Genomic DNA, 22,763 nt, shown 5'->3' on the forward strand with positions numbered 1-22,763 from the left:
CGCTGCCGGGTTTGAGGGGCGGCGGTTTAGGGGCGGAGGTGGTCGTTCTGGGGGGTGGTCTTGCTGCGGGTGGGGGGTTCTGCGTCGGGGGGAGCTTCGCTGGGGGCGGGAGTGTTCGGGGTGGGCGCGAGGCGCTCGGGGGTGGTCGTGGGGTCGGTGGGTGGGGTCGGGCGGACCACTACCTTTCCCGACTCCAGGTCTATCGGGCCCCTGCCCGGGTCCGCGTCGCCCACGTCCTCGCGGGTCAGTGCCAGGCGGTTCTGCTCGTCGCTGGTGTGTTTGCGGCCGGGGGCGAAGAGTTCCTCGAACGGGTTGAACATGGCTCTCCCTGGTCGCGGTCCGACGCGGCGGCGCCGACTCGGCGGTTCGGCACAGCGCCCTCAAAGGCATTCACAGGCACAACGACCGGGGGTTCCCGCCTCATCCCGCCGCGAGACGCCCGCCGTCGGCCGGGGCGGGGAAGAGGCCCAGCCGGTGGGAGAGGGCCGCGGCCTCGCCCCGGCCGGAGACACCGAGCTTGCCGAGGATGTTGGAGACATGGACGCTCGCGGTCTTCGGGGAGATGAAGAGTTCCTCGGCGATCTGGCGGTTGGTGCGCCCGGCGGAGACCAGGCGCAGGACATCGCGTTCACGGCTGGTGAGGCCGAGGGCCTCGGCCGGGTCGGCGGGACCGGTGGCGGTGGGACCGGCGGGGCCGAGGACACGGTCCTGGTCCCGGCGGAGGGTGAGGCGGGCGCGCTGGGCGAGCCGGCCGGTGGTCTCGGCGAGCGGGCGGGCGCCGAGATGGTCGGCGACGGTGTGGGCGAGGCGGAGCAGTTCGGTGGCGCGGGCGCGGTGGTCCTCGGTGAGGGAGGTGGCGGTGTCCGGGGCGTCCGGGCCGGTGGCGAGGAGGGATTCGGCGAGGCGGTGGCGGACGCGGGCGAGGTCGTAGGGGCGTCCGAGGTGTTCGAAGGCGGTGACGATCTCGGACCAGGTGTCGGGGGTGTCGGTGCCGTCGGCGCGGTGGAGTTCGGCGCGGACCCACTGCTCGTGGGCGCGCCAGACGGGGGCGCCGGTGGTGAGGCGCTTGGCGGTGTCCAGGATGCGGGTGAGGGCGGCTTCGCGATCCCGGGCGGCCTCGGGCAGGGTGCGGTGGTCGGCCTCGGCGGTGGCGGCGGCGACGAGGAGCTTCCAGCCGTAGACCTGGGTGCCGGGCGGGAGGCCCGCTTCCAGGGCGCGGTCGAGGGCGGCGCGGGCGTCGGTGAGGCGGCCCTCGGCGGTGGCGACGCCGATGCTCATGGTGGCGACGGGTATCCACTGCTGGGGCATGGGGTCGTGGGTGCCGAAGTGGGCGTCGGCGGCGGCCAGTTGGCGGGCGGCCTCGGCGAGGTCGCCGCGGGCCAGGGCGATCTGGGCGAGGCAGAGGGCGCCGGTGCCCTGGGGTTTGTCGCCCAGGCCGCGGCGGCGGGCGGTGGCGGCGGCGTCCGCGGCCTCCGTCCAGCGGCCCAGGGAGAACAGGGACTCGGAGAGGTTGCCCCAGATCCAGGTCTCGGAGCCGAGCAGTCCGTACCGGCGGGCGAAGCCGACGCCCTCCTGGAGGAGTTCGACGGCCTCCTGGGAGCGGCTGACGGTCTCCAGGCCGTGGGAGAGATTGACGTAGGCGCGGCCTGCCGCGTGCGGGATGCCCTCGGCCAGGGCGAGATCCCGGACCTCGTACAGCTCGTCCAGTCCTGCGTCGGTGCCGCCGGAGTCGACGAGGAGGATGCCGCGGGTGACCCGGGCGTCGAGTTCGATCTCCCGGGAGTGGACCATGCGGGCGTAGTCGACGGCGCGTTCGGCGGCGGCGAGGGCCTCGGCGCCCGGGGTGTGCAGCATGGACCAGCCGGCGACATTGCTGAGCACCTCGGCGTGCACCTCGGACGGGGGCAGACCGCGGACCAGGTCCTGGGCGGTGGCCAGTTCCGTCCAGCCGTCGCCGCGGCCGTTGCCCTGGACCAGGCGGGAGCGCTGGACCCAGAACCAGGCGGCGAACAGCGGGTCGTTCTCCTCGTCCAGCAGCCGCAGGGCCCGCTTGGTGATCTTCAGCGCGCGGTCGCGCTCGCCGCAGAAGCGGCCGGCGTCGGTCGCGGCGGCCATCAGGTCGAGATAGCGCAGCGGGGTGCAGGCGGAGTCGCCGGTGTCGGGGGTGCGGTAGATGTCGGCGTAGTCGGCGGGGCGCAGGGCGGTGCGGACGGGCTCGGGGGCGCTGTCCCACAGCTCCATCGCGCGCTCCAGCAGCCGCAGTTGCTCGGCGTAGGCGTGGCGGCGGCGGGCGGCGACGGAGGCATCGAGGACGGCGGGGAGGGCCTTGGCGGAGTCGTGGGCGTGGTACCAGTAGTTCGCCAGGCGCGCCAGGCGCTCGCCCTCGGGGACGAGGGTGGGGTCGGCCTCCAGGGCCTCGGCGTAGTGGCGGTTGAGGCGGGAGCGCTCGCCGGGGAGGAGATCGTCGCTGACGGCCTCGCGGACCAGGGAGTGGCGGAAGCGGTAGCCGTCGGCCTCGGGGGTGGCGAGCAGGATGTTGGCGCCGACCGCGGCGCGCAGGGCCTCGATCAGATCGTCCTCGGTGAGCCCGGCGACGGCGGCGAGCAGCCGGTACTCCACGGTGGAGCCGCCCTCGGCGACGATCCGGGCGATCCGCTGGGCGCTCTCGGGCAGCGCCTCGACCCGGACCAGCAGCAGATCGCGCAGGGAGTCGGTCAGCCCGGCCTGGCAGCCCTCGCTGGCGGCGACGGCGAGTTCCTCGACGAAGAAGGCGTTGCCGTCGGAACGCTCGAAGATGGCGTCGACCTGGGCGGGGTCGGGCTCGGCGGCGCGGATGCCGGCGATCTGGCGGGCGACCTCCTCGCGGTTGAAGCGGCCCAGGTCGATCCGGCGGACGGTGCGCAGCCGGTCGAGTTCGGCGAGCAGGGGGCGCAGGGGGTGGCGGCGGTGGATGTCGTCGGCGCGGTAGGTGGCGAGGACGACGAGGCGGCCGGTGCGCAGGGTGCGGCTGAGGTAGGCGAGGAGGTGGCGGGTGGAGGCGTCGGCCCAGTGCAGGTCCTCCAGGACGACGACGACCGTGCGGTCGGCGGCGACGCGCTCCAGGAGGCGGGCGGTGAGTTCGAAGAGGCGGGCCATGCCCTCCTCGTCGTGGCGGCCGGCGCCGGTCTCGCCGAGTTCGGGGAGCAGCCGGGCGAGTTCCTCCTCCTGGCCCGCGGCGGCGTCGGCGAGGGCCTTCGGCAGGGCGCGGCGGACGGCGCGCAGGGCGGCGGAGAAGGGGGCGAAGGGGAGGCCGTCGGCGCCGATCTCGACACAGCCGCCGAGGGCGACGACCGCTCCGCGGTGGTCGGCGGTCGCCGCGAACTCCTCCACGAGGCGGGTCTTGCCGACGCCCGCCTCGCCGCCGAGGAGGAGGACCTGGGGTTCTCCGGCGGGGGTGGTCGCGGCGCGGGACAGTGCGTCTTCGAGCGCGCTCAGCTCGTCTGCGCGGCCGACGAATACCGGGCTGAGGGACCTGTTCTCCACGAGGGCGAGCATGGCATGGGGGTCTGACATCGGGAGAACGGTTTTCTGTGGGGGCGGGGTGAGGGGGTGGGGGGTGCGGTTGTCTTTTGGCTGGGCCGGCGTCGTGGTTGGTCGCGCAGTTCCCCGCGCCCCTTCGATGTCCGGCTTCCCCGCCGTGGGGGCTTGTCGCGCAGTTCCCCGCGCCCCTTCGGCGTTCGGCTTGCCCGCCGTGGGGGTTGGTCGCGCAGTTCCCCGCGCCCCTTCAGGGGTCGGCTCGCCCGCCGTGGGGGCTGGGCGCGCAGTTCCCCGCGCCCCTTCAGGGTTCGGCTCGCCCGGCGTCGTGGCTAGGCGCGCAGTTCCCCGTGCCCCTTCGGGGCGTGCGGCAGGGCCGGTCGTCGGGGGTGTCCCGGCGCCGGCCCTGGCCTCCGTTGTCATGCTGCTCGGGGGAAGCGGAGGCGGCGGTGGCGGCGGGAGGTATGGTCCTCGCCGGTCGCGCCGCTTCCCTGGGTCTGTTGCTCCGCCGTGCGGCGGGCGTCACGGCCCCGGCGGACGGTCTCGCGGGCCAGGCGCGCCTGCTCGGCCTGGCGGATCAGTTCGTCCGAGCGGTAGCGGTGGATCTCGTACTCGTACATCTCTGCTCCTGGGAGAGGTGGTCTCGCGGAGCGTTCTCCGCGATGCCTCTACCTTCGTCTCCCAGGGGGTGCCGCCACATCGGGAGAGTTCCGCATCTTCGACGGCGGCCGGGGCCTTGGAAACGGCTAAGGGGCCTCAGGACGTACGGGAATGACCTACGTACGTTCTGAGGCCCCCTGAGGAGGGTCCCCCTAGGGGGTCAGCTCGTGGCCGGGAGGCCGAGGATCAGCTCGGTGTACTTGAGGACGGCCAGGATCAGGCCGATGACACCGAGGGCCGCTCCGGCCCAGGCCACGGACTTGATCCAGGCCGGCTGCGGCGCGCCCGGCGCCCCGAACGCGGGCCGGACCAGCGTCACGACCGCCACGAGCAGTCCGAGCAGGGCGAAGGCGCCGGCGTAGAGGGCGGTGGCGTTCCAGGCGTCGCCGTAGCCCTCCTTGACCAGGGCGGCCACGTCCGAGGACGACGAGGTCTGGAGCTGGCCGATCAGCGACTCCCGCGCGGAGGCGACCGTACCGATCCAGCCACCAGTGAGCGAGACCAGGCCGAGGACGGCGGCGACGATGGCGGCGGCGCCCTGGCCGACGAAGGAGGAGGGCTCCGCGAGCGGGGGCTCGGTCTCGCCGGTCTCGTCCTGCTCGTCCGGGGTCTCGGTGTCGAGGTCGGCGCCCTGGGTGTCCGCCGGGGTCTCCTTCTGGAGGGGCACGGGTGTGGCCGCCGCCTCGTCGTGCTCGGGGGCGGGGGTGCCGGCCGCCTCTTCAGTCGTCTTCGTTGCCATGCCGGGCACCGTACGGACCGAGTCTGAGAAGTCCCTTAATGATCGCTGTGGGGATGATCGCCGCGGGCCGCGCGCCACTCGTCCGCCAGGACCGCCCAGATCTCGGTGTCCTGGCGGACGCCCTGCCAGGGGAAGGACGCGCGCAGCACGCCCTCGCGGGTGAGGCCGAGGCGCTCGGCGGTGCGGACGCTGGCGGTGTTGAGGCTCGCCGCGTGCCATTCGACGCGATGCATGCCGCGGTCGTCCACGGCCCAGTCGATCAGGACCCGGCAGGCGCGGGTGACCAGGCCACGGCCGGTGGCGGCGGGCTCCAGCCAGCAGCCGATCTCGCAGACCCCGGTGGCGGTGTCGAAGATCCGGAACAGGACCCCGCCGACGAGGGTGCCGTCCAGCCACAGCCCGTGCAGGGAGCCGCTGTCGGTGGCGCGGAGGTCGGCGTACCGCTTGAGGATCTCGCGGGCGGAACCGGTGTCGGTGGCCTGGGCGCCGAAGGGGATGTACCGGGTGATGAAGTCCCGGCCGCGGTCGAGGTGGGCGAGGAACTCCTCGGCGTGCCAGACCTCCAGGGGGCGCAGTTCGGCGCCGTCGTCACCCAGCGATATCGCGTACATCCCGGTTCCGCTCCCTACCCTGGCCTTCGATCTCATGGCCTTCGAACTGTTCTGCGACTGCCGAGAGCCTCTCATGGACGGCCGCCGGAGGGCTCGGGCGCCCAGTGCGGCACTCGGGCGGCTCGATGCTGATCCGGGGCAGCCGTCGGTCCAGGGCCCTGGGCAGCCACCAGTTGGCGCCGCCGAGCAGATGCATCAGGGCCGGTACCAGCAGCGTCCGCAGCACGAAGGCGTCCAGGGCGACAGCGGCGGCCAGCGCGATGCCGAACATGGCGATCACCCGGTCGCCGCTGAGGACGAAGGCGAGGAAGACGGAGATCATGATGACGGCGGCCGAGTTGATCACCCGGCCGGTCTCGGCGAGCCCGATCCGGACCGCGCGCCGGTTGTCACCGGTCTCCAGCCACTCCTCGTACATCCGGCCGACCAGGAACACCTGGTAGTCCATGGAGAGGCCGAAGAGGACCGAGACCATGATCACCGGGAGGAAGGGTTCGATGGGTCCGGCGCTGCCGAGGCCGAGCAGGTCGCTGCCCCAGCCCCACTGGAAGATCGCGACGACCACTCCGAAGGCGGCGGCGACGGCGGCGACGTTCATCGCGGCGGCCTTGAGCGGTATGCCGATCGAACGGAACGCCAGGAGGAGGAGCAGACAGCCCAGCCCGATGACCACACCGATGAACAGCGGGAGCTTGCCGATGATCACATCCGCGAAGTCGTCGTAGCCCGCGGTGACCCCGCCGACCTGGACGTCGAGGGTGGTGCCGGTCTCGGCGCGGGGCAGGACGTCCGCGCGCAGCCGGTCGACCAGGTCGCTGGTGGCGCCGGACTGGGGGGCGGATTCGGGGACGACGGTGAGGTACGCGGTGTCCCCGCCGGCGTTGAACACCACCGGGGTGGCGGCGGCGACGCCGTCGGTGGCGCGGAGGGTGGCGTCGAGGTTGTCGAGGGCGAGTTTGTCGGCGGCGCCGTGCACCTCGGTGACCAGGGTGAGGGGGCCGTTGACGCCGGGGCCGAAGCCGTCGGCGAGCAGGTCGTACGCCTGGCGGGTGGTGCTGGGCGCGGGGTCGTTGCCCTGGTCGGAGGTGCCGAGGCGGAGGGCGAGGGTGGGCAGCGCCAGCACCGTGATCACCAGTAGGGCGAGGGCGCCGAGCTTCTTGGGGTGCCGTTCCACGAACGCCGACCAGCGGGCGGCGAACCCGGTGGGCAGCTCCGGTTCGGGCCCGTGCTCGGCGAGGCGGCGGCGCTCGCGGCGGCTCAGCGCCCGCATGCCGATCAGGGAGAGCAGGGCGGGCAGCAGGGTGACACAGGCGGCGACGGTGAGCAGCACGGTGAGGGAGGCGGCGACGGCGACCCCGTTGAGGAAGCTCAGTCTGAGGATGAGCATGCCGAGCAGGGCGATGCAGACCGTCGCACCCGCGAACACCACGGCCCGTCCGGTGGTCGCCACGGCGTGGGCGGCGGCCTCGGGGACGGTCATCCCGCGTTTCAGTCCGCGCCGGTGCCGGGTGACGATGAACAGGGCGTAGTCGATGCCCACCCCGAGCCCGATCAGCATCCCGAGCATGGGCGCGAAGTCGGCCACGGTCATGGCGTGGCCCAGCAGCACGATCCCGGCGTATCCGGTGCCGACGCTGACCAGGGCGGTAGCGATGGGCAGCAGGGAGGCGGCGAGCGAGCCGAACGCCAGGAACAGCACCACGGCGGCCACCGCGACCCCGACGACCTCGGCGAGATGCCCGCCGGGTGTCGCGGTCCCGCCGGTCGCGCTGCCGCCGACCTCCACCTGGAGCCCGTCGGTCCCCGCCGCCCGCGCGGTGTCCACCACGGCCCGTACCGGCGCCTCGCCGACCTGGTCGGCCGGGCCGTCGAAGGTGACCCCGGCGTAGGCGGTGCGGCCGTCGGCGCTGATCCGGGCGGCGCCCTGGTCGTCGTAGGGGCCGCTGACGGCGGCGACGGAGGGGAGGGCGGCGATCTCGTCCAGGGCGCGGGTCATGGTCTGCTCGACATCGGCGGCGCGGACGGTGCCGGTCGCGGTGTGCCAGACGACGGTGGCGTCCTCGCCGCCGACGCCGGGGAAGCCGTCGGCGAGGAGCTGGGTGGCGCGGCCGGACTCGGTGCCGGGGACCTCGTAGTCGTTGGAGTAGGCCGAGCCCATGACGGCGGCGGTGGCGCTCACCCCGCCGAACGCCAGCAGCCACAGCAGTACGGCGACGAGGCGGTGCCGGACACACCAGCGCGCGAGGGCTGCCACGGAACGTGCTCCCAGAGGTGGAGGGTGGTCTTTGGCCGGGAACCGGGAGCAGTCGGGAACAGTCCGGGGAGAGTCGGGACCAGTTGTCCGTGCGCTGAACGGCCCGCAAAGAACGGATGAGCAGTCGCGGACCACTCTTACAGGCGGAAATGATCCTTTGCCGGGTTCGTGTGTTTATTCACAAGAACCGGTTACCCACAAGAACGGGGACCCGCCGCCGAGGGTTCCCGACCCGGAAACGGACATACGAAAGGGGCCGCACCGATGCCGGTGCGGCCCCCTCGGGGAGGACCGGTCAGCCCTCGGTGACGCCCAGCCGCTCCAGGATCAGCTCCTTGACGCGGGCCGCGTCCGCCTGGCCCCGGGTGGCCTTCATGACCGCGCCGACCAGCGCGCCCGCCGCCGCCACCTTGCCGCCGCGGATCTTGTCCGCGATGGCCGGGTTGCCAGCGATGGCCTCGTCCACGGCGGTGCCGAGGGCGCCTTCGTCGGAGACGACCTTGAGGCCGCGCTTGTCGACCACCTCGTCCGGGGTGCCCTCGCCCGCGAGGACGCCCTCGATGACCTGGCGGGCCAGCTTGTCGTTGAGGTCGCCGGAGGTCACCAGCTCGGTCACCCGGGCGACCTGCGCCGGGGTGATGGCCAGCTCCTCCAGCGCCGTACCGGACTCGTTGGCGCTGCGGGCCAGTTCACCCATCCACCATTTGCGGGCGGAGGCCGCGTCGGCACCGGCGTCGATGGTGGCGACGATCGGGTCCAGCGCCCCGGCGTTGAGGATCGCCTGCATCTCGGTGCCGCTGATCCCCCACTCCTCGCGGAGCCGGTTGCGGCGCACCAGGGGCAGTTCGGGGAGCGTGGCGCGCAGTTCCTCGACCCAGGCGCGGGACGGGGCGACCGGGACGAGGTCGGGCTCGGGGAAGTACCGGTAGTCCTCGGCCTCCTCCTTGATCCGGCCGGAGGTGGTGGAGCCGGTGTCCTCGTGGAAGTGCCGGGTCTCCTGGACGATCGTCCCGCCCGCGTCCAGGACGGCCGCGTGGCGCTGGATCTCGAAGCGGGCCGCGCGCTCCACGGACCGCAGCGAGTTGACGTTCTTGGTCTCGCTGCGGGTGCCGAACGTGTCGGCGTCCTTGCGCATCAGCGACAGGTTGACGTCGCAGCGCATCTGGCCCATCTCCATCCGGGCCTCGGACACGCCGAGCGCGCGGATCAGCTCGCGCAGCTCGCGGACGTAGGCCCGCGCGACCTCGGGGGCGCGCTCGCCCGCACCGGTGATCGGCTTGGTGACGATCTCGATGAGGGGGATGCCCGCGCGGTTGTAGTCGAGGAGCGAGTGCGAGGCGCCGTGGATACGGCCGGTGGCGCCGCCCACGTGGGTGGACTTGCCGGTGTCCTCCTCCATGTGGGCGCGCTCGATCTCGACGCGGAAGGTCTCCCCGTCCTCCAACTGGACGTCGAGGTAGCCGTTGAAGGCGATCGGCTCGTCGTACTGGGAGGTCTGGAAGTTCTTCGGCATGTCCGGATAGAAGTAGTTCTTCCGGGCGAAGCGGCACCATTCGGCGATCTCGCAGTGCAGCGCGAGGCCGATCTTGATCGCGGACTCGACGCCGGTCGCGTTGACGACGGGCAGCGCGCCGGGCAGGCCGAGGCAGGTGGGGCAGGTCTGGGTGTTCGGGTCGGCGCCGAGGGTGGTCGAACAGCCGCAGAACATCTTGGTGCTGGTGCCGAGTTCGACATGGACCTCAAGGCCCATGACGGGGTCGTAGGACGCGAGGGCGTCCTCGTACGACACCAGGTCGGTCGTGGTGGTCACGGTGAAACTTCCCTCTCAGCCCAGCAGGACGTCGTCGTCGCCCAGCCGCTTCAGCTCGCGGTAGAGGATGGCGAGGCCGGTGACGATGGCGACGGCGGACACGGTCGCGTCGATGAGCCGCAGATTGTCGTGCTCGGCGCGGGCCTTCTTGATCTGCTTGGCGACACCCACCGCGCCGAACGCGGTGGTGGCCATGGACAGGTACGTGCCGGACTTGGACTTCTTGAAGCCCTTGGCCTTGGACAGTGCATTGCTCACAGCGACGGAGCCTCCTCCAGGAGCGGATGTCCCCACTTTTCCACGAAGGCGGCCTCGACGGCGGCCCCGACCTGGTAGAGCCGCTCGTCCTTCATCGCCGGGGCGATGATCTGGAGGCCGACCGGGAGGTTGTCCTCCGGAGCGAGACCGCAGGGCAGCGACATGGCCGCGTTGCCCGCCAGGTTGGTGGGGATGGTGCACAGGTCGGCGAGGTACATCGCCATCGGGTCGTCGGCGCGCTCGCCGATCGCGAAGGCAGTGGTCGGGGTGGTCGGCGAGACGATCACGTCGACCTGCTCGAACGCCTTCTCGAAATCCCGGGTGATCAGCGTACGGACCTTCTGGGCGCTGCCGTAGTACGCGTCGTAGTAGCCGCTGGACAGGGCGTACGTGCCGAGCATGATCCGGCGCTTGACCTCGGGGCCGAAACCGGCCTCGCGGGTGAGCGAGGTGACCTCCTCGGCCGAGTGGGTGCCGTCGTCACCCGTGCGGCGGCCGTAGCGCAGGCCGTCGAAGCGGGCGAGGTTGGAGGAGCACTCGGAGGGCGCGATCAGGTAGTACGCGGAGAGCGCGAGGTCGAAGGACGGGCAGTCCAGCTCGACGATCTCGGCGCCCAGCTCCTTGAGCAGCGCCACCGACTCGTCGAACCGCTGGATCACCCCGGCCTGGTAGCCCTCGCCGCGGAACTGCTGGACGACGCCGACGCGCATCCCGGCGACCGTGCCGTTGCGGGCGGCCTCGACGACCGGCGGGACCGGGGCGTCGATGGAGGTGGAGTCCAGCGGGTCGTGCCCGGCGATCACCTCGTGCAGCAGGGCGGCGTCGAGCACCGTACGGGCGCAGGGCCCGCCCTGGTCGAGGGAGGACGAGAACGCGACCATGCCGTACCGGGACACCGCCCCGTACGTCGGCTTGACGCCGACCGTGCCGGTCACCGAGGCGGGCTGGCGGATGGAGCCGCCGGTGTCGGTGCCGATGGCGAGGGGCGCGAGATAGGCGGCGAGCGCGGCGGAGGAGCCTCCTCCGGAACCGCCGGGGATCTTGGTGAGGTCCCAGGGGTTGCCGGTCGGTCCGTAGGCGCTGTTCTCGGTGCTGGACCCCATGGCGAACTCGTCCATGTTGGTCTTGCCGAGAATCACCACGTCGGCGGCCTTGAGGCGCTGGGTGAGGGTGGCGTCGTAGGGCGGGATCCAGTCTTCGAGGATCTTGGAGCCGACGGTGGTCGGGATGCCCTCGGTGGTGAAGATGTCCTTCAGCGCGAGGGGGACCCCGGCCAGCGGGCCGAGCTTCTCGCCGCGCTCCCGCTTCTCGTCCACGGCACGGGCCTGCGCGAGCGCCCCTTCCCGGTCGACGTACAGGAAGGCGTGCACCTTCTCGTCGACGGCGTCGATCCGGGCGAGGTGCGCCTCGGTGACCTGGACGGCGGTCAGCTCGCCGGAGGCGATCTTCGCGGCGGTCTCGGCGGCGGTGAGCCGGATGATGCTGTTGTCGTCCATCACGTGGTCGGTCACGGTGTGGGTCACCTTGTCGGTCACCTTGTCGGTCATGGCGGTCACTCCTCTCCCAGGATCTGCGGCACCTTGAAACGCTGCTGCTCCTGGGCCGGGGCGCCGGAGAGCGCCTGCGCGGGGGTGAGCGACGGACGGACCTCGTCCGGCCGCATGACGTTCGTCAGCGGCAGCGGGTGGGAGGTCGGGGGTACGTCTTGGTCGGCGACCTCGCTGACGCGGGCGACCGCGCCGATGATGTCGTCGAGCTGGCCGGCGAAGTGGTCGAGTTCTTCGGGCTTCAGCTCCAGACGCGCCAGCCGGGCGAGGTGGGCGACCTCCTCGCGCGTAATGCCAGGCATGCAGCGATCCTCTGGGTGGTGGTGTGTGGTTTGGCTCAATCCTATGGGGAGGGGGTGGGTGGGCGTTAAACGGTTGGGGGGAGGGGGGTGGGCGGGGCTCGGGTTGGGGGGGACGGGGATGGGCGGGCCTCGGGTTGGGGGGACCAGGGTGGGCGGGACTCCCCGTGGCACGCGAGGGGCTCGCTGCGGCGCGCGGGGAGGGGCTCGCTGTGGCGTGCGGTGCGCTCCGTCGTGGTGACGGGGAGCCGCTGGGGGTGGGGAGGGCGGGTGACGAGGGTGACCTGTTCAGCGGGGAGTCATGGGCGGGCGGGGAGTCATGGGCGGGCGGGGTGGGAGACCACTCCCGACGCCCCCCGAGCCCCCCGCGCCCGCAGCCACGCCGTCGTCTCGTCCGGCGGCATGGCGGCAGCGACAAGCCAGCCCTGCACCGCGTCGCACCCCAGGTCGCGCAACCGCTCCCACGTCTCGTCGTCCTCGACGCCCTCCGCGACGACCAGCAGCCCCAGCGAGTGCGCCAGATCGACCGTGCAGCGCACGATCTCCGCGTCCTCGGTGTCCACCGCGAGCCGGGCCACGAACGACCGGTCGATCTTCAGCTCGCTCACCGGCAGCCGCCGCAGATGCACCAGGGACGAGTACCCGGTGCCGAAGTCGTCCAGGGACATCTTCACCCCGTGCCCGGTCAGCCCGGCGAGGGTGTCCGCGGCCCGCTGCGGGTCCTCCAGGAGGACATGCTCGGTGATCTCCAGTTGGAGCGCTCCCGCGGGCACTCCGTGCCGGGCCAGCCGGGCGGCGACGGACCCGGCGAAGCCCGGGGTGTGCACATCGCGCGGCGAGACGTTCACCGCGACCGGCACGAACAGGTCCTGCGCCCGCCACCGGGCGACCTGTGCCAGCGCGGTGTCCAGCACGTACTCGGTGAGATGCGGCATCAGCCCGGAGGACTCGGCGATGGCGATGAACTCGTCCGGCGGCACCTTCCCCCGCTCCGGGTGCACCCAGCGCACCAGCGCCTCCAGCCCGGCGACCTCGCCGTCGAAGCGCACCTTGGGCTGGTAGTGCAACTGCACCTCGTGCGCGTCGAGCGCGCGGCGCAGATCGGCGAGCAGGCCGAGCCGGTCGGGGGTGTTGGAGTCCCGCTTGGACTCGTAGACCTCGACGCCCGTGCGGTCCCGCTTCGCCTGGTACATGGCGACGTCCGCGCGGCGCAGCAGCCCCTCGGCGTCCAGCGCGTGGTCCGGGTAGACGGCGACTCCGGCGCTGGCCTCCAGCACCAGGGTGAGTCCGTCGAGGTCGAGCGGGGAGCCCAGTTCGGCGACGATGGAGCGGGCGACGCGGGTGGCGGCGGTGATGGAGTCGGCGACCGGCAGCAGGACGGCGAACTCGTCACCGCCGAGCCGGGCCACCTCCGCGCCGCGCGGCAGCGCCCCGCGCACCCGGTCGGCGGTCTGGAGCAGCAGCCGGTCCCCGGCGAGATGACCGAGGGTGTCGTTGACCGAGCGGAAGCGGTCGAGGTCGATCAGCATCAGGGCGGTGCGGGCGCCGATGCGTTCGGCGTCGTCCAGCGCGGTCCAGATGCGCTCCAGCAGCCACTGGCGGTTGGGCAGGCCGGTGAGGGGGTCGCGCAGTTGCTCCTCGGCGCGGGCGCGGGCCATCCACAGGGTGGAGTCGAAGGCGATCAGGGGGATGGCGAACAGCGGCAGCAGGATCGGCTTGGCGATGGCGATGACGCAGATCAGCGGGGCGATCCCGAGCAGGGCGAGGGCGAGGAGCCCCTGTCGGACCAGGGTGGTGCGGGCGACGGTGGGGAGCCTCCCGGCGCCCTGCGCGTTCAGGTACCAGAGCAGGGCGCGGGTGACGGCGAGGTAGGCGAGCGCCACCAGGATCACATCGGTGGCGGTGTACGGGGTCCAGGTCTCCGGCAGCCAGGGCCGCTCCACCGAGGGCACGGGGCCGAAGAAGGACCGCAGCAGGGCGGCGGCGCCGATGCCGAGGATGTCGACCGCGCCGACCAGGACGCCCTGCCGCCAGCGGTGGCGCCGGGCTATGCCGACCAGGACGACGACGGTGAGGCTGACCATGCCGGCCGGGAGCCAGCCGTAGAGCAGCAGGACGGCGAGGGTGAGGGCGGCGCCGGAGCCGGTGCCGCCGCTCCAGCGGGCGCGGCCGAGCAGCACCAGGTGGCCGACGACGATGCCGGTGAGCAGCGCCAGCGACCAGCCGACCGCGCCGGACGGGAACAGCGCGTGCCGGCTGCTGAAGGCGTGGTAGAAACCGGCGCCGAGGACGAAGGCCGCGGCGGCGACGACGGCCGCCGGGAGCGCGGGCCAGGTGTGCCGCTCGGCGTCGGGGTCGCCGTGGGCGGGCGGGCCGGTGTGGAGCACGGGTGGCCGGACGGTGACCGGCGCGTCCGCCGGGGGCCGCGCCGTCGCGCGCGCCGGTGCGCCCGCCCGGCCCGGCGCCGTACGGCTCTCCCGCCAGGCGCCGGCCAGTCGGCGCAGCCGTGAGTCCGGGGCGGCGCTCTCGGTCGGTTCCATTCCCGTCCCTCTCACGGCCGGCGGTGCCCGTGCCAGGCGGCCCGCTGCCCGGCTTCCACCCGGGCACCGCGTCGGAAAGCCCTCTCCCCGGCTCCTGAACAGCACGGGGCCTGCCCCGGCCGCGGCTTGGCACGGCAGGCGCACCTCTCAACAGTAGGCCGCTGAGGGCTTCCACGGGCAGCGGTCGACGACGGTTGCCCGAATGCGCCCCGGCCACCCGTATGCGTCGGATATGCGCCGAACGGGTGGCCTTCGACCGCCATTTCACCCCCGGCGGGCGTGGCACGCTGGACTCAGCCGGTCGGTTCCTCGACCGGAAGCGCTGCTTCCGTCGCCGCCTCGGGACCCTGTTCGAGCAGCACGGTGAAGCCGTCCTCGTCCAGCACCGGCACCTTCAACTGCATCGCCTTGTCGTACTTCGACCCCGGATTGTCACCTACGACCACAAAAGCTGTCTTCTTCGAAACCGAGCCGGTCACCTTTGCTCCACGCCGCTGGAGTTCCTCCTTGGCGCCGTCCCGGGTGAAGTGCTCCAGCGTGCCCGTGACGACGACGGTGAGGCCCTCCAGGGGGCGCGGCCCCTCGTCCTCGGCGGAGCGCTCGTCCGCCATCCGGACGCCCGCGGCCCGCCACTTGCGCAGGATCTCCTGGTGCCAGTCCTCGGCGAACCATTCCTTGAGCGAGGCGGCGATGATGGCGCCGACCCCCTCCGTGGCCGCCAGCTCCTCCTCGCTCGCCTGCTCGATCCGCTCGATCGAGCCGAACTCCCGCGCGAGCGCCTGCGCGGCGACCGGGCCGACATGCCGGATCGACAGCCCGGTCAGGAAGCGGGCCAGCGGACGGTCCTTGGCCGCCGCGATGTTGGCCAGCATCGCGACCGCGTTCTTCTTCGCTTCGCCCTCCTGGTTGGCGAAGACCGTGGCGATCTTCTCCTCGCCGGTCTTCGGGTCCCGCTTGGGCAGCCCGCTGTCCTGGTCCAGGACGTACGCCCTGATGGGCAGCAACTGCTCCACGGTCAGGTCGAACAGATCGCCCTCGTCGGCGAGGGGCGGCTCGCCCGGCTCCAGAGGCTTGGTGAGGGCGGCGGCGGCCACATAGCCGAAGTGCTCGATGTCCAGCGCCTTGCGGCCCGCGAGATAGAACAGCCGCTCCCGCAACTGGGCCGGGCACCCGCGCGCGTTGGGGCAGCGCAGATCGACATCGCCCTCCTTCATCGGCCTGAGCGGCGTACCGCACTCGGGGCACTCGGCGGGCATCTCGAACGGCTTCTCGCTGCCGTCCCGCAGATCGGCGACCGGGCCGAGGATCTCCGGGATGACGTCACCGGCCTTGCGCAGCACCACCGTGTCCCCGATGAGGACGCCCTTGGCCTTGACCACGTCCTGGTTGTGCAGGGTGGCGAACTCCACCTCCGAACCGGCCACCGTCACCGGCTCCACCTGCGCGTACGGGGTGACCCGGCCGGTGCGGCCGACGCCCACCCGGATGTTGACCAGCTTGGTGTTGACCTCCTCCGGCGCGTACTTGTAGGCGATGGCCCAGCGCGGCGCGCGGGCCGTGGAGCCCAGTCGGCCCTGGAGGCGGATCTCGTCCAGCTTGACGACGACCCCGTCGATCTCGTGCTCCACCGAGTGGCGGTTCTCGCCGTAGTGGGCGATGAACTTCCGTACGCCGTCCAGGTCGTCGACCACCCGGTTGTGCGGGGAGGTGGGCAGGCCCCAGGTCTTGAGCAGGCCGTACGCCTCCGAGAGCCGGGCCATGCCGTCGAAGCCGGAGAGCGCGCCGATGCCGTGCACCACCATGTGCAGGGGGCGGGTGGCGGTGACCCGCGGGTCCTTCTGGCGCAGCGAACCGGCCGCCGCGTTGCGCGGGTTGGCGAACGGCTTGTCACCGGCCTCGACCAGCCGGGCGTTGAGCGCCTCGAACTCGTCCATCGGGAAGTAGACCTCGCCGCGGATCTCCACCACGTCCGGCACCCGGTCGCCGTGCAGCCGGTCCGGGATCTCGGCGATCGTGCGCACATTGGGCGTGATGTCCTCGCCCGTGCGGCCGTCGCCGCGGGTGGCGGCGCGGGTGAGACGGCCCTGCTCATAGGTGAGGTTGACGGCGAGGCCGTCGACCTTCAGCTCGCACAGGAAGTGGTACTCCTGCTCGCCCAGCTCGCGCGCGATGCGGTCCGCCCAGGCGGCCAGCTCCTCGTCGTTGAACGTGTTGTCCAGCGACAGCATCCGCTCGCGGTGCTCGACCGCCGTGAACTCCGTCTCGTAGGACCCGGCGACCTTCTGGGTCGGCGAGTCGGGCGTGCGCAGCTCGGGGTACTGGTCCTCCAGCGCCTCCAGGGACTTCAGGAGCCGGTCGAACTCCGCGTCGCTGACGATCGGGGCGTCCTTCACGTAGTACCGGAAGCGGTGCTCCTCGACCTGCTCCGCGAGCCTGGCGTGCTTCTCGCGTGCCTCGGCGGGCACCGCCGTCGTCTCCGCTTGCTTGTCGCCGGCCACCGTGTCGTCCTCCCGTTACTCTGGGTTGTCCGCGAGGGATCTCGCCGCCCGGACGCAGTGGGCGAGGGCCTTGCGGGCGTAGTCGGGCGAAGCGCCCGCGAGACCGCACGCCGGGGTGATCGTGACGGCGTCCGCGAGCAGGCCCGGATGCAGCCCCAGCCTGCGCCACAGCGTCCTGACACCCATGACGCTACCGGCAGGGTCTGACAATGGGCCGTCCGTGCCCGGCACGACACCCGTGAACAGCCGCGTCCCGGCCTCCACCGCCTCCCCGATCGCCTCGTCGTCACGCTCGGTGAGCAGGCTGAAGTCGAAGGAAATCCCCTGCGCCCCGGCCCTGCGGAGCAGCCCGAAGGGCACGTCGGGCGCGCAGGAGTGCACGATCACCGGCCCTTCCCCATGGACGCCGATGACATCCCGCAGCGTCCCCTCCACCACCTGGCGGTCCACCGCCCGGTGGGTCCGGTAGCCGCTGGCGCTCTTCACCTGCCCGCGCAGTACGGCGGTGAGGGACGGCTCGTCGAGCTGGAGCACGAGCCGGGCCCCGGGGATACGGCGGCGCAGTTCCGCGAGATGCAGGCGCAGGCCCTCGGCGAGGGAGGCGGCGAGGTCGCGGCAGGCGCCCGGGTCGGAGAGCGCGACCTCGCCGCCCCGCAATTCCAGCGCGGCGGCGAGGGTCCAGGGGCCGACCGCCTGGACCTTGAGCGGGCCGGTGTGCTCCTGGGTGAACTCCTCCAGCGCGTCGAGATCCTCGCCGAGCCAGGAGCGGGCCCTGCGGGTGTCCCGGCCGGGCCGGTCCCCGATCCGCCAGCCGCTGGGCTCCACGCGCGCGTACAGCTCGACCAGGAGCCCGGCGGTACGGCCGATCATGTCGGCGCCGGGGCCCCGGGCGGGCAGCTCGGCGAGATACGGAAAGTCCTCGAAGGTCCCGGTGACGGTCCTGGCCGTCTCCCTGGCGTCGCCTCCCGGCATGGACCCGACGCCGGTTGCTCCGCCGAAGCGGGGGGTGTTCTCACTCACCCCCGAAGGGTACGTACCCGGCGCCCCTGTGACCGCCCTGGGGGCTCCGCCCCCAGACCCCCGTGACCTATGCCCACCCAGCCACCCGTCTCGGTACGTGAAAAGGGGAACGCCCAAAACGCCGCCCCCTACCGCCCCGGCCTGATCGTCACATCGTTCAGCTCCGCGTCCCTGGGCAGATCCAGCGCCGTCACGATCGTCGTCGCCACCGACTCGGGGTCGATCCACAGCGACGGGTCGTAGTCCTTGCCCTCCTGCTGGTGGGTGCGGACCTGCATGGGCGTCGCCGTGCGCCCCGGGTAGACGGAGGTGACCCGGACCCCATTCCCGTGCTCCTCGTGCCGCAGGGAGTCGGCGAGGGCCTTGAGGCCGTGCTTGGAGGCGGCGTACGCCGACCAGTCGGCGCTGGCCCGCAGTCCCGCACCCGAGTTCACGAACAGGACGTGCCCGCGCGCGGCCCGGAGCTGGGGCAGGAAGAGACGGGTCAGCTCGGCGGGGGCGATCAGATTGACGTCGAGCTGGTGGCGCCAGGTCTTGGGGGTGAGGTCGCCGACCGCCCCGAGGTCGATGACCCCGGCGATGTGGAGGAGGGAGTCGACCCGGTCGGGGAGGCTCTGGTGGGACAGCGCCCAGGAGAGCCGTCCGGGGTCGGCGAGGTCGCCGACCAGGGTGCGGGCGCCCGGGAACCGCGCCGCCAGCTCCTTCGCGCGGCCCGCGTCCCGCGCGTGGAGCACGATCCCGTCCCCGCGCGCGTGGAGCCTGGCGGCGACGGCCGCGCCGATACCGGAACCGGCCCCGGTGATCACATGTGTAGCCATGCCGCCATGCTCGCACCACACCGGCGAACGGTCGTCAGACGGCCCCCTGGGTCCCTTCCAGATACGCCAGCGCCCCCACCGGCTCCTCCGCGAAGAACACCAGGCTGCTCAGCGGAACCGGCAGGAAACCTTCCTCCTCCATCCGCCGGAACTGCTCCTTCAGCCCGTCGTAGAAGCCCGCGGTGTTCAAGAGCACCACCGGCTTGTCGGTGTGCCCGTGCTTCTTCAGTTCCAGGATCTCGGTGGCCTCGTCGAGGGTGCCGGTGCCGCCGACCATGACGACGACCGCGTCGGCCTTCTCCAGGAGCAGCCTCTTGCGTTCGGCGAGGTCCCGGGTGATCACCATCTCGTCCGCCCCGGGCCGTGCCTTCGCCGCCAGGAACTCCACCGAGACGCCCACCAGGCGCCCGCCCGTCTCCTGGACCCCGTCCGCGACGACCTTCATCAGTCCGGTGTCCGAGCCGCCCCAGACGAGGGTGTGCCCGCCCTTGCCCATCAGTTCCGCGAACTCGCGCGCGGGGCGGGTGTAGCGGTCGGCGAGATCGTTGGCGGAGAGGAAGACACAGATACGCATGAGGACCACCGTACGGGGGTGTGCCGGGGAAGAACCCGGGGCCGGTACGCGCTGACGCCTTCATGACTGCTGACGGACACACGATCACCATCGAAGCGAGCCCCGACCGCGTGCGCGCGGTCCACGACGGCCAGGTGCTGGCCGAGAGCGACCGGGCCCTCGTCCTGCGCGAGACCGGCTGTCCCCCGCGCTACTACCTCCCGGCCGAGGACGTCCGCCTGGACCTCCTCACCCCGTCCGGGACCCACACCTACTGCCCCTTCAAGGGCACGGCGTCCTACTGGTCCCTGCCGGACGCCGCCGACCTGGTGTGGGGGTATCCGGAGCCCAAGGAGGGCGTGGCGCCGATCAAGGACCATCTGTGCTTCTACCAGGTCGAGGTGGACCCGGCAGAGTAGGCCGCCACCAGGGCGGCGTCAGACCGCCGCAGCCGCCGTCGCCCGCGTCGTCGTCGCGATCGTCGCCGAGCCGACCACCCGGGTGCCGTCGTACAGGACGATCGCCTGGCCGGGGGCCACCCCCCGGACCGGATCCGTGAAGCGGACGTGCAGGTCGCCGTCGGCCGCCACCTCCGCCATGACCTCCGTCTCGCCGCCGTGGGCGCGGAGCTGGGCGGTGTAGGCGCCGGGGCCGGTGGGGGCCGTGCCGCACCAGCGGGGGCGGATCGCGGTGAGGGCAGTGACGTCGAGGGCGGCGGCGGGGCCGACCGTCACCGTGTTGTCGACCGGGGAGATGTCCAGGACGTAGCGGGGCTTGCCGTCGGGGGCCGGGGTGCCGATGCGCAGGCCCTTGCGCTGGCCGATGGTGAAGCCGTAGGCGCCCTCGTGGGTGCCCAGGCGGGTGCCGGACTCGTCCACGATGGCGCCCTCGGCGGTGCCCAGGCGGCGGGCCAGGAAGCCCTGGGTGTCGCCGTCGGCGATGAAGCAGATGTCGTGCGAGTCGGGCTTCTTGGCGACGGCCAGGCCCCGCCGCTCGGCCTCCGCGCGGATCTCGTCCTTGGTGGTGAGGGTGTCGCCGAGCGGGAACAGGGCGTGCGCGAGCTGCCGCTCGTCCAGCACCCCGAGGACGTACGACTGGTCCTTGGCCATGTCGGAGGCGCGGTGCAGTTCGCGGGAGCCGTCCGCGAGGGTGACGACCTTGGCGTAGTGGCCGGTGCACACCGCGTCGAAGCCGAGCGCGAGGGCCTTGTCCAGCAGCGCGGCGAACTTGATCTTCTCGTTGCAGCGCAGGCAGGGGTTCGGGGTGCGGCCCGCCTCGTACTCGGCGACGAAGTCCTCCACCACGTCCTCGCGGAAGCGGTCGGCGAGGTCCCAGACGTAGAAGGGGATGCCGATGACATCGGCCGCGCGGCGGGCGTCGCGGGAGTCCTCGATGGTGCAGCAGCCGCGCGCGCCCGTGCGGAACGATTGCGGGTTCGCGGAGAGGGCCAGGTGGACGCCGGTCACGTCGTGGCCCGCTTCGGCGGCCCGGGCGGCGGCGACGGCGGAATCGACCCCGCCGGACATGGCGGCGAGGACGCGGAGGGGACGGGTGCGCTGCGGGGTGTCAGTCATAGCCCCTCCAGGGTAAGGGCGGCCGGGAACCTGGGCCCGCGAGTATCCGTTCTCGATCACATGGAGGAGACGAAGGGGTCCGGTTCGGGATCGCGGATCGGGCGGCGGGCGCTGATCGGGGGCGGTGTGGCCGCGGTCGTCGGCGCGGGCGCCTGGGCGGCGCACGACCGGTTGTCGCGGCTGTGGTGGCAGGTGCCGGGGGTGGAGAAACCCCGGGTCGAGGGGGCGGTGGACTTCACGGGCGCGAGCTGGGTGGCGGCGTCCTCGGCGAACTGGCGCCGGGCGGACCGCCCCGCCGACTTCACGGTGGACATGGTGATCGTCCATGTCACCCAGGGCAGTTTCGACAGCGCGGTACGGGTCTTCCAGGACCCGGGGCACGGCGCGGCGGCCCATTACATCGTGGGGCAGGACGGGGCGATCACCCAGATGATCCGCGAGCTGGACGTGGCCTACCACGCGGGCAACCGGGACTACAACGAACGCAGTGTGGGCATCGAGCACGCGGGTTTCGTGGACCGCCCGGAGGACTTCACGGACGCGATGTACGAGGCGTCGGCGCGGCTGACGGCCGGGATATGCACGCGGTACGGCATACCCGTCGACCGGGAGCACATACTCGGCCATGTCGAGGTCCCGGGCACGGACCACACGGACCCGGGTCCGCACTGGGACTGGGACCGCTATCTGGGGCTGGTGCGCAACGCCGCCACGGCGAGCGTCACCCCCGCACCGAGCCCGAGTCCGTAGCGGCCGGCGGCCCGGCGGGGTTCAGCTCAGCCCGGCCGCCCGTGCCCGCTCCACCGCCGGGCCGATCGCCTTGGCGACCGCCTCGACGTCCGCCCCGGTGGAGGTGTGCCCCAGGGAGAAGCGCAGGGTGCCCCGGGCGAGGTCGGGATCGACGCCGGTCGCCAGCAGGACATGGCTCGGCTGGGCCACCCCGGCCGTGCAGGCGGAGCCGGTGGAGCACTCGATGCCCTGGGCGTCGAGGAGCAGGAGGAGGGAGTCGCCCTCGCAGCCGGGGAAGGTGAAGTGGGCGTTGGCCGGAAGTCGCCCCCCGGGTGCCGGGTCGCCGCCGAGGATCGCGTCCGGCACCGCCGTGCGCACGGCGTCGGCCAACCGGTCCCGCAGCGCCCCGATCTCCCGCCCGAACCACTCCCGCCGCTCGGCGGCGAGCCGTCCCGCGACGGCGAAGGAGGCGATGGCCGGCACATCCAGCGTCCCGGACCGCACATGCCGCTCCTGCCCACCCCCGTGCAGCACGGGTACGAGGCTGTACTCCCGGCCGAGCAGCAGCGCCCCGATCCCGTACGGCCCGCCGATCTTGTGGCCGGAGACGGTCAGCGCGGCGAGCCCGGAGGCCCCGAAGTCGACCGGCACCTGGCCGAACGCCTGGACGGCGTCGGAGTGCAGCGGGATCCCGAACTCGGCGGCGGCGTCGGCGAGTTCGCGGACCGCCATCACCGTACCGATCTCGTTGTTGGCCCACATCACCGTGGCGAGGGCGACATCGCCGGGGTCGCGGGCGATGGCCTCGCGCAGGGCGTCGGGGTGGACCCGGCCGAAGGAGTCGACGGGGAGGTACTCGACGGTGGCCCCCTCGTGCTCGCCGAGCCAGTGCACGGCGTCCAGCACGGCATGGTGCTCGACCGGGCTGGCCAGCACCCGGGTGCGGGCCGGGTCGGCGTCGCGGCGGGCCCAGTACAGGCCCTTCACGGCGAGGTTGTCGGCCTCGGTGCCGCCGGAGGTGAGGACGACCTCGCTGGGCCGGGCGCCGAGCGCCTCCGCGAGGCTCTCCCGGGCTTCCTCGACCGTGCGGCGGGCGGCGCGGCCGGACGCGTGGAGGGAGGAGGCGTTGCCCGTGATGCCCAGGTGGGCGGTGAGTGCCTCGGCCGCCTCCGGAAGCATCGGAGTCGTCGCGGCGTGGTCGAGATAAGCCATGGTGTGCCGATTCTACGGCGGACCGCCGGGCTCGTTCCCCGGGGGGACGGGCCGGGGGGACGAGCCGGGACGGCGGGGCCGGGTACCGCCGCCGTACCGCACGGCGAGGCGGCGCCGCCAAACGGTCG

Annotated in this window: 19 protein-coding genes; 2 read left to right on the forward strand and 17 right to left on the reverse strand. The window is 72.7% G+C overall.

Annotated features, from left to right (window positions below; all coding sequences use genetic code 11):
- Positions 1-26 precede the first annotated feature (26 nt).
- From AB0O01_RS24095 to AB0O01_RS24165, 15 genes are all read right to left on the reverse strand, one after another.
- Positions 27-320, reverse strand: a complete 294-nt coding sequence (locus tag AB0O01_RS24095; RefSeq protein ID WP_365316310.1) for a DUF6191 domain-containing protein — start codon at positions 318-320, stop codon at positions 27-29.
- 100 nt (positions 321-420) lie between these two features.
- Complete coding sequence (locus tag AB0O01_RS24100; RefSeq protein ID WP_365316312.1) at positions 421-3,552, reverse strand: AAA family ATPase; 3,132 nt, start codon at positions 3,550-3,552, stop codon at positions 421-423.
- A gap of 380 nt (positions 3,553-3,932) precedes the next feature.
- Positions 3,933-4,133 (reverse strand): hypothetical protein, encoded by a 201-nt coding sequence (locus AB0O01_RS24105; RefSeq protein ID WP_365316314.1) that lies wholly within the window; start codon positions 4,131-4,133, stop codon positions 3,933-3,935.
- Positions 4,134-4,333: 200 nt separating this feature from the next.
- Complete coding sequence (locus tag AB0O01_RS24110) at positions 4,334-4,912, reverse strand: hypothetical protein (RefSeq protein ID WP_365316316.1); 579 nt, start codon at positions 4,910-4,912, stop codon at positions 4,334-4,336.
- Between the two features lie 35 nt (positions 4,913-4,947).
- A complete protein-coding gene (locus tag AB0O01_RS24115) occupies positions 4,948-5,523 on the reverse strand; it encodes a GNAT family protein (RefSeq protein ID WP_365316318.1) in 576 nt (191 codons plus the stop codon).
- Positions 5,501-7,777, reverse strand: a complete 2,277-nt coding sequence (locus tag AB0O01_RS24120) for an MMPL family transporter (protein ID WP_365316320.1) — start codon at positions 7,775-7,777, stop codon at positions 5,501-5,503. Before AB0O01_RS24120 ends, AB0O01_RS24115 begins: the two co-directional genes overlap by 23 nt.
- A 295-nt stretch (positions 7,778-8,072) precedes the next feature.
- Positions 8,073-9,587, reverse strand: coding sequence for an Asp-tRNA(Asn)/Glu-tRNA(Gln) amidotransferase subunit GatB (gatB, locus tag AB0O01_RS24125; RefSeq protein WP_365316322.1), 1,515 nt, complete (start codon positions 9,585-9,587; stop codon positions 8,073-8,075).
- A gap of 15 nt (positions 9,588-9,602) precedes the next feature.
- On the reverse strand, positions 9,603-9,845 hold the full coding sequence (locus AB0O01_RS24130; RefSeq protein ID WP_362758508.1) for a hypothetical protein: 243 nt from the start codon (positions 9,843-9,845) through the stop codon (positions 9,603-9,605).
- Positions 9,842-11,344, reverse strand: a complete 1,503-nt coding sequence (gene gatA, locus AB0O01_RS24135; protein ID WP_365316456.1) for an Asp-tRNA(Asn)/Glu-tRNA(Gln) amidotransferase subunit GatA — start codon at positions 11,342-11,344, stop codon at positions 9,842-9,844. The genes AB0O01_RS24130 and gatA overlap by 4 nt, the downstream gene beginning before the upstream one ends.
- A gap of 53 nt (positions 11,345-11,397) precedes the next feature.
- Positions 11,398-11,694 (reverse strand): Asp-tRNA(Asn)/Glu-tRNA(Gln) amidotransferase subunit GatC, encoded by a 297-nt coding sequence (gatC, locus tag AB0O01_RS24140; protein WP_023546575.1) that lies wholly within the window; start codon positions 11,692-11,694, stop codon positions 11,398-11,400.
- Positions 11,695-12,008: 314 nt separating this feature from the next.
- Positions 12,009-14,231: an EAL domain-containing protein gene (locus AB0O01_RS24145; protein ID WP_365316324.1), complete on the reverse strand. Its 2,223-nt coding sequence runs from the start codon at positions 14,229-14,231 to the stop codon at positions 12,009-12,011.
- Positions 14,232-14,524: 293 nt separating this feature from the next.
- Complete coding sequence (gene ligA / locus AB0O01_RS24150) at positions 14,525-16,729, reverse strand: NAD-dependent DNA ligase LigA (protein WP_365316326.1); 2,205 nt, start codon at positions 16,727-16,729, stop codon at positions 14,525-14,527.
- A gap of 15 nt (positions 16,730-16,744) precedes the next feature.
- Complete coding sequence (locus tag AB0O01_RS24155; RefSeq protein ID WP_365316328.1) at positions 16,745-17,749, reverse strand: methionine synthase; 1,005 nt, start codon at positions 17,747-17,749, stop codon at positions 16,745-16,747.
- Between the two features lie 128 nt (positions 17,750-17,877).
- Positions 17,878-18,567: an SDR family oxidoreductase gene (locus AB0O01_RS24160; RefSeq protein WP_365316330.1), complete on the reverse strand. Its 690-nt coding sequence runs from the start codon at positions 18,565-18,567 to the stop codon at positions 17,878-17,880.
- A gap of 34 nt (positions 18,568-18,601) precedes the next feature.
- Positions 18,602-19,141 carry a TIGR00730 family Rossman fold protein gene (locus AB0O01_RS24165; RefSeq protein ID WP_365316332.1) on the reverse strand — a complete coding sequence of 180 codons (540 nt, stop codon included), beginning with the start codon at positions 19,139-19,141 and terminating at the stop codon, positions 18,602-18,604.
- A gap of 62 nt (positions 19,142-19,203) precedes the next feature.
- On the opposite strand from AB0O01_RS24165, the gene AB0O01_RS24170 reads away from it, so the two are divergent.
- Positions 19,204-19,539, forward strand: coding sequence for a DUF427 domain-containing protein (locus AB0O01_RS24170; RefSeq protein ID WP_365316334.1), 336 nt, complete (start codon positions 19,204-19,206; stop codon positions 19,537-19,539).
- A gap of 18 nt (positions 19,540-19,557) precedes the next feature.
- Here the strand turns inward: AB0O01_RS24170 and mnmA are convergent, their stop codons facing one another.
- Positions 19,558-20,694, reverse strand: a complete 1,137-nt coding sequence (gene mnmA, locus AB0O01_RS24175; RefSeq protein ID WP_365316336.1) for a tRNA 2-thiouridine(34) synthase MnmA — start codon at positions 20,692-20,694, stop codon at positions 19,558-19,560.
- Positions 20,695-20,754: 60 nt separating this feature from the next.
- Here mnmA and AB0O01_RS24180 point away from each other — a divergent pair, with 60 nt between their 5' ends.
- A complete protein-coding gene (locus AB0O01_RS24180; protein ID WP_365316338.1) occupies positions 20,755-21,444 on the forward strand; it encodes an N-acetylmuramoyl-L-alanine amidase in 690 nt (229 codons plus the stop codon).
- Between the two features lie 21 nt (positions 21,445-21,465).
- On the opposite strand, the gene AB0O01_RS24185 is transcribed toward AB0O01_RS24180, so the two are convergent.
- A complete protein-coding gene (locus tag AB0O01_RS24185) occupies positions 21,466-22,635 on the reverse strand; it encodes a cysteine desulfurase family protein (protein ID WP_365316340.1) in 1,170 nt (389 codons plus the stop codon).
- Positions 22,636-22,763 lie beyond the last annotated feature (128 nt).

It is taken from the genome of Streptomyces sp. NPDC093252 (assembly GCF_040683675.1).
Taxonomy (GTDB): domain Bacteria; phylum Actinomycetota; class Actinomycetes; order Streptomycetales; family Streptomycetaceae; genus Streptomyces.

Excerpts from the sequence above, each read along its gene's own strand:
- mnmA (WP_365316336.1), bottom strand. The coding sequence starts at position 20,694 with ATGACTGACACCCCGCAGCGCACCCGTCCCCTCCGCGTCCTCGCCGCC.
- AB0O01_RS24170 (WP_365316334.1), top strand. The coding sequence starts at position 19,204 with ATGACTGCTGACGGACACACGATCACCATCGAAGCGAGCCCCGACCGC.
- AB0O01_RS24105 (WP_365316314.1), bottom strand. The coding sequence starts at position 4,133 with ATGTACGAGTACGAGATCCACCGCTACCGCTCGGACGAACTGATCCGC.
- AB0O01_RS24160 (WP_365316330.1), bottom strand. The coding sequence starts at position 18,567 with ATGGCTACACATGTGATCACCGGGGCCGGTTCCGGTATCGGCGCGGCC.
- gatC (WP_023546575.1), bottom strand. The coding sequence starts at position 11,694 with ATGCCTGGCATTACGCGCGAGGAGGTCGCCCACCTCGCCCGGCTGGCG.
- AB0O01_RS24145 (WP_365316324.1), bottom strand. The coding sequence starts at position 14,231 with ATGGAACCGACCGAGAGCGCCGCCCCGGACTCACGGCTGCGCCGACTG.
- AB0O01_RS24100 (WP_365316312.1), bottom strand. The coding sequence starts at position 3,552 with ATGTCAGACCCCCATGCCATGCTCGCCCTCGTGGAGAACAGGTCCCTC.
- AB0O01_RS24115 (WP_365316318.1), bottom strand. The coding sequence starts at position 5,523 with ATGTACGCGATATCGCTGGGTGACGACGGCGCCGAACTGCGCCCCCTG.
- AB0O01_RS24110 (WP_365316316.1), bottom strand. The coding sequence starts at position 4,912 with ATGGCAACGAAGACGACTGAAGAGGCGGCCGGCACCCCCGCCCCCGAG.
- AB0O01_RS24180 (WP_365316338.1), top strand. The coding sequence starts at position 20,755 with ATGGAGGAGACGAAGGGGTCCGGTTCGGGATCGCGGATCGGGCGGCGG.
- AB0O01_RS24185 (WP_365316340.1), bottom strand. The coding sequence starts at position 22,635 with ATGGCTTATCTCGACCACGCCGCGACGACTCCGATGCTTCCGGAGGCG.
- AB0O01_RS24095 (WP_365316310.1), bottom strand. The coding sequence starts at position 320 with ATGTTCAACCCGTTCGAGGAACTCTTCGCCCCCGGCCGCAAACACACC.
- AB0O01_RS24165 (WP_365316332.1), bottom strand. The coding sequence starts at position 19,141 with ATGCGTATCTGTGTCTTCCTCTCCGCCAACGATCTCGCCGACCGCTAC.